Raw genomic sequence first — 5,902 nt, 5'->3', positions numbered from 1 at the left:
TGTACATCTGTTTTGGTATCTTCTTCATTGCTGGTCTTTCCAAAGGATCGTTGATTTTACGTTACCTATGGAAGACTAAATTTCGGGGGAAGCTCACTGATCTCGGTCGGCTATATGGACCCGGGCAACTGGGCCACCTCAATTGAGGCCGGTTCGCAGTTCGGGTATCAGCTCCTGTTTGTTGTGTTGCTGTCGAGCCTGGCCGCCATCGTTCTGCAATGCCTCAGCATGCGGCTGGGAATTGTGACCAATAAAGATCTGGCGGTGCATTCGTGCGAGAATTACAGCCCCGCAGTCAGTAAAGGCATGTGGTTCTTTGCCGAGGTTTCCATCGTCGCCTGCGACCTCGCCGAAGTCCTCGGTTGCGCGCTGGCGTTCAAGCTGCTGCTCGGCGTCTCGCTGCCGGTAGGGGTGATCCTGACGGCGTTCGATACCTTGCTGGTGTTAGGGTTGAAAGGCAAGGGCTTCCGTCAGATTGAGGCGATCATCCTTGGCTTGGTGTTGACCATTGCCGTTTGCCTGTTCGCTGAACTGGTTTTCCTCAAGCCGGACTGGCACGCTGTGGCCGCCGGCTTGTTGCCGTCGTTGAGTAGCTTGGCTAGCCGTGAGCCGCTGTACCTCGCCATTGGCATCCTGGGCGCCACCGTGATGCCGCACAATCTCTACCTGCACTCGTCGATCGTGCAAACCCGTGTAGTGGCCAACAATGAACCGAGCAAGCGCCAGGCGATACAGCTGTCGCGGCTCGATACCATCGTTTCGTTGTTCCTGGCGTTGATCATCAATGGCGCCATCCTGGTGCTGGCGGCGAGCGCTTTCCATGCAACCGGCAATACCGCGGTGGTCGATATCGATCAGGCCTATCATCTGCTCGATCCGATTGCCGGCACGGCCGTCGCCGGCTTCCTGTTTGGTCTGGCTTTGCTGGCGGCAGGCCAGAGTTCGACGTTCACCGGAACGATTGCGGGCCAGGTCATCATGGAAGGTTTTCTGCAACTACAGATCCCGTGCTGGCAACGGCGTCTGCTGACACGCGGGCTGGCGCTGGCGCCCGCATTGATTGGCGTGCTGACCTGGGGCGAACATTCGGTCGGACGCTTGCTGGTGCTGAGTCAGGTAGTGCTGAGTCTGCAATTGCCGTTTGCGATGTACCCGCTGATCCGCCTGACCAGCCGCCGCGACATCATGGGTGTGTTCGTCAATTCATGGTAGACAACGGCCCTGTCCTGGTTTTTGTTCCTGGTGATCTCAGCGGCCAATATCTGGCTGGTGCTGCAGGTGTTTGGCCTTGGTTAGCCGCGATTTTTAGTTGGCGAATGCCGCGATCCCGGTCTGCACCCGGCTCAGGATCAGCGCATGCACATCGTGCGTGCCCTCGTAGGTATTGACGACCTCCAGATTCACCAGATGGCGCATCACGCCGAATTCGTCGGAAATGCCGTTGCCGCCCAACATGTCGCGCGCCAGGCGGGCGATGTCAAGCGCCTTGCCACAGGAATTACGCTTCATGATCGACGTGATCTCGGGCGCCGCGCTACCTTCGTCTTTCATGCGGCCAAGCCGCAGGCAGCCCTGCAGCGCCATCGTAATCTCCGTCTGCATGTTGACCAGTTTCACCTGCACCAGTTGGTTTGCCGCCAGAGGCCGGCCGAATTGCTGGCGATCCATCGTGTACCTACGCGCCGTATGCCAACAGAATTCCGCCGCGCCTAGCGCGCCCCAGGCAATCCCATAGCGCGCTGCGTTGAGACAGGTGAACGGCCCTTTCAGGCCGCGCACATCGGGGAAGGCATTTTCTTCCGGACAGAACACTTGGTCCATCACGATTTCACCGGTGATCGAGGTGCGCAGGCCGACCTTGCCGTGTATCACCGGTGTCGACAACCCTTGCCAGCCTTTTTCAAGTACAAAGCCACGGATCGCCCCCTCATCGTCCTTGGCCCAGATCACGAATACATCGGCAATCGGGCTGTTTGTGATCCACATCTTGCTGCCGCTGATGCGATAACCCCCGTCCACCTTACGGGCGTGCGTGACCATGCTGCCGGGATCGGAGCCGTGATCCGGCTCAGTCAGGCCGAAGCAGCCGATCAGCGCACCGCTAGTCAGTTGCGGCAGGTATTTTTGCTTTGTCGCGAGGTTGCCGAACTCAAAAATCGGCAGCATCACCAGTGAGCTTTGCACGCTCATCATTGAGCGGTATCCCGAATCGATGCGCTCGATTTCGCGCGCGATCAAGCCATAGCCGACGTAGTTGAGACCAGCGCCGCCATACTCCTGTGGAAGGGTAGCGCCAAGCAATCCTATTTCACCCATCTCGCAAAAGATATCGGTATCGGTCTGCTCGTTGCGAAACGCCAGCGTGACGCGTGGCGCCAGCCGGTCGCGTGCATAAGCCGCGGCGCTATCGCGAACCATACGTTCCTCGACGCTGAGTTGCTGCTCCAGCAAAAGCGGGTCATCCCAATGGAAACTGGCATGTGTTGACGGCATATGATTTCTCCAAAATAGGGGGCAATCCGGCGAATGATCCGCAACCCAAGCCTGCAGCCAGATCCGGATTTCATATCCTGGCACATGCCCCCTTATTGGCGAACTACACCTTGCCGACTACACAATTAAACATGAGCACCAATTAAATAGGGTCAGAATTAAATAGAGAATTAAATAGCAATTAAATAGGGTCGGAGTCAAATTTATATGCAACAAAAATTCGACTCCGACCCCATTTAAGGTTTGGCTTTTGCTCTGTCTGACGCACTGCGGAGCGCATGTTGCACGGTTTCTTGCGATCTTGCTTTTACTGCCCGATCAAGTTGTGACTCAGGCTTCTATTAGTGCCGGATAGTCGGTGTATCCATGTTCGCCGACACCACCATACAACGGCGCATCGCTGAACGGTGCGTTGAGCGGCAGGTTATGTTGCAGGCGGTAGACCAGATCCGGGTTGGTGATGGAGGCACGGCCGAAGGCGACCAGGTCGGCGTGGCCGCTGGCGATTGCTGCGCGCGCCATCATGCGGTCGTAGCCGTTGTTGACCATCCAGACGCCGTTGAAGCGTTGATGCAGAGCTTCGTAATCGAAAGGCGCATTGTCGCGCGGGCCGCCGGTGCGCCCTTCGACCACATGCAGGTAGGCCAAGCCGAACTGGTTCAACTGTTCGACCAAGTAATTGAACAGCGGTTGCGGATTGCTCTCGCTCGAATCATTCACTGGGGATACCGGGGACAGACGCACGCCAACCCGCCCGCCGCCGATTTCGGCAGTGGTGGCGGCGACTACTTCGAGCAGCAGCCGGCTGCGGTTTTCGATGCTGCCGCCGTAGATATCGTTGCGCTGGTTGGAGCCGTCGCGCAGAAAGCTGTCAAGCAGGTAGCCGTGAGCGCCGTGGATTTCAATGCCGTCGAAACCAGCATCCATCGCACGTCGCGCGGACTGGCGGAAATCGTCGACTACGCCAGGAATATCTTCCAGAGCCAGTTCGCGTGGCACCGAGGTGTCGACAAAGCCTTCGCCGACGACATAAGTCTGCGCGTTGGCGCGGATTGCTGACGGTGCTACCGGTGCCAAATTGCCCGGTTGAAACGAGACGTGCGACATGCGGCCGGTGTGTCAGATTTGTACTACGATACGGCCGCCTTTGGCGTGCACGGCGTCGGTGATTTTTTTCCAACCGGCGACTTGTTCGGGCGTGTGCAGGCCAGGCGTGCTGGCATAGCCTTGGGCTTGTGCCGATACTTGCGTCGCTTCGGTAATGATCATGCCGGCGCTGGCGCGTTGCGCACAATATTTCAGGTTCAGTTCGTTGGGCACATTGCCTTCGCCGGCGCGATTGCGGGTCAGCGGAGCCATAACGATGCGGTTCGACAGTTCGATGTCGCCGATGCGCACTGGTTGGAACAGGCTGTCTTCGGTGCGGGTTTCTTGATTACTACTCATACGTTTATTCCTTCTTCAAAAAAACGCACGGTGGCGTTGGGTGGTTTGGGTTACAGCAGGGAATATAAATTTCGATATATATAAAATGACCAGTCGTCTTAAGTTTTTTGAAAATATTTATTTCATTTCAACTTCTTTTCTTGTTGAACGAGGTTAGCAGTAGCGGACAATAACTATTGTGGCAAGAAAAAATGATCAAACATCAGGGTCACGCAAGCCCGCACAGGCGCTGTTGAGCGTTCTATCTTCATACGCAGCAACGCACCTTCCCAGCCATTCCAGAAAAAGTCTGCCAATTGCTCTGCGCTGAGGTCGGTGCGCACGGAGCCATCTGCCTGTGCCTGACGCAGATAGCTGACAAAGCTTGCGCGCCAGCCGCTTACCACCTGCTGCAACATGATCCGGCACACCTCGCTGGACTCGGCCATTTCCGCAGCAAAATTACCCAGCAGGCAGCCGGCTTTTACTTCGCATTGTTCGTGATATCGGATCAGACGTTCGTAGGTGTAACGCAAAGCAGCCAGAGGCTCTTCGGGGCCTTCGGCGAAATACTTGGACCAATTCGTGGCGAAGCCGTTGGCGTAGTGCGAAATGACCTCGCCACCAAAATCTTCCTTGCTCTTAAAGTAGTTATAGAACGAACCCTTAGGCACGCCGGCGGCATCGACGATTTCCTTGATCCCGGTACCGTTGTAGCCTTGTTCGGCAAACAGTTTGAGTCCGGTTTCGAGCAGCGTTGCGCGGGTGTCGTTGGGTGGGGAAGTTTTATCCATGCCGTATTATATGACCAGTCGTCTTAAAATGCTTGGCGACCTCGATTTGTTCTCTTTTTAGAAACCCTGCAGCGCCGCTGACATGCCTCAAAATCGTCTGCGTCGCAGTCGCAGAACACCTGTGTCGTCGCGGCCAAATCGACACATTTAATTTATAAAAGTGCGTTAGGGCAACTGATAAAACGGGTATTATTTGCACAAGTTTTTACCCAAGGCTTACCATGCTGCAATCGCGCATTTCGCTTGCTTACCCGTATGCCGCTTTCGAAGAGTTGCCATCATTTTTAACGCCTTCCGCCTATTTTGCATGTGTAAGCTATCGACCGATCCGATACTGCGCCATCATGACTTCCGCCGTTTCTGGCTGACCACCACATCGCCAGTTTTGGTGGACAGGTCAGCAGTCTTGCGATCCCGCTGACAGCCGTACTGTTGCTGCACGCTACGCCAGCGCAGATGGGCATGTTGATTGCCTTGCAAACCTTGCCGTTTGCGTTGTTCTCGCTGCTGGCCGGAGTTTGGCTGGATCGCCGCAGCAAGCATCCTGTGCTGCTGTGGTCGGAATTTCTGTTTGGCTGCGTGCTGGCGGTAATTCCAGTCTGCTACTGGCTGGGCCTGCTGTCCATGCACGTGCTCTATGCGGTGGGCTGGCTTTCTGATGGGTGTCGGTTTCGTGGTCGGCGGCAGCGCGGCACAGGTATTCGTGGCGCAACTGGTTGGTCGTGAACACCTGCTCGATGCGCAAAGCAAGTTCGCCGCCACCGATTCGATGGCGCGCCTGGTCGGTCCGGGTGTCGCTGGTATGCTGGTGCAGGCGTTGACGGCGCCGGTGGCGGTGCCGGTCAATGCTGTCAGTTTTGTTTCTTCATGGTGGAACCTTTGCTATCTGAAAAAGCGCGATCCTTACCCAGCTCCTTCCAGTCGCCATCCGTTGCGTGAAATGATGGACAGCATCAGAATGGTCAGAAATCATAAAGTGCTATGGGCGCTGGCCTGGGGGACTGCGCTGTGGCAGATTCTGTTTAACGGTTATCTGGCGCTGCAGATCTTGTTTGCCACGCACCAACTGGATATGTCTGAGCTTCCCCCGAAATTTAGTCTTCCATAGGTAACGTAAAATCAACGATCCTTTGGAAAGACCAGCAATGAAGAAGATACCAAAACAGATGTACACGGCGGAGTTCAAGGAG

At 55.9% G+C, this 5,902-nt stretch carries 4 protein-coding genes and 2 pseudogenes; 3 read left to right on the top strand and 3 right to left on the bottom strand.

Translation table 11 applies throughout. The features are described 5' to 3' along the window. Positions 1-75: 75 nt before the first annotated feature. A pseudogene (locus ACIQ0R_RS10730) lies at positions 76-1,296 on the top strand (Nramp family divalent metal transporter); the annotation flags it as partial. A gap of 9 nt (positions 1,297-1,305) precedes the next feature. Here ACIQ0R_RS10730 and ACIQ0R_RS10725 read toward each other — a convergent pair. From ACIQ0R_RS10725 to ACIQ0R_RS10715, 3 genes and pseudogenes are all read right to left on the bottom strand, one after another. Next, on the bottom strand, positions 1,306-2,493 hold the full coding sequence (locus tag ACIQ0R_RS10725; protein ID WP_395827082.1) for an acyl-CoA dehydrogenase: 1,188 nt from the start codon (positions 2,491-2,493) through the stop codon (positions 1,306-1,308). 330 nt (positions 2,494-2,823) lie between these two features. Then, a pseudogene (locus ACIQ0R_RS10720) lies at positions 2,824-3,939 on the bottom strand (alkene reductase). Between the two features lie 173 nt (positions 3,940-4,112). Continuing rightward, entirely contained in the window at positions 4,113-4,712 is a 600-nt protein-coding gene (locus tag ACIQ0R_RS10715) for a TetR family transcriptional regulator C-terminal domain-containing protein (protein ID WP_395827079.1), read from the bottom strand. Between the two features lie 432 nt (positions 4,713-5,144). Between ACIQ0R_RS10715 and ACIQ0R_RS10710 the strand changes: the two genes are divergently transcribed. Further along, the gene (locus tag ACIQ0R_RS10710; RefSeq protein ID WP_395827076.1) at positions 5,145-5,438 is read left to right on the top strand and encodes a hypothetical protein; all 294 of its coding nucleotides are present in this window, start codon (positions 5,145-5,147) and stop codon (positions 5,436-5,438) included. Next, positions 5,371-5,820 (top strand): MFS transporter, encoded by a 450-nt coding sequence (locus ACIQ0R_RS10705; RefSeq protein ID WP_395827073.1) that lies wholly within the window; start codon positions 5,371-5,373, stop codon positions 5,818-5,820. The genes ACIQ0R_RS10710 and ACIQ0R_RS10705 overlap by 68 nt, the downstream gene beginning before the upstream one ends. The last annotated feature ends 82 nt before the right edge of the window (positions 5,821-5,902 follow it).

Origin of the sequence: Collimonas sp., assembly GCF_044339385.1 — a bacterium.
GTDB lineage: Bacteria > Pseudomonadota > Gammaproteobacteria > Burkholderiales > Burkholderiaceae_D > Collimonas.
This window is presented reverse-complemented; position numbering and strand designations above follow the sequence as displayed.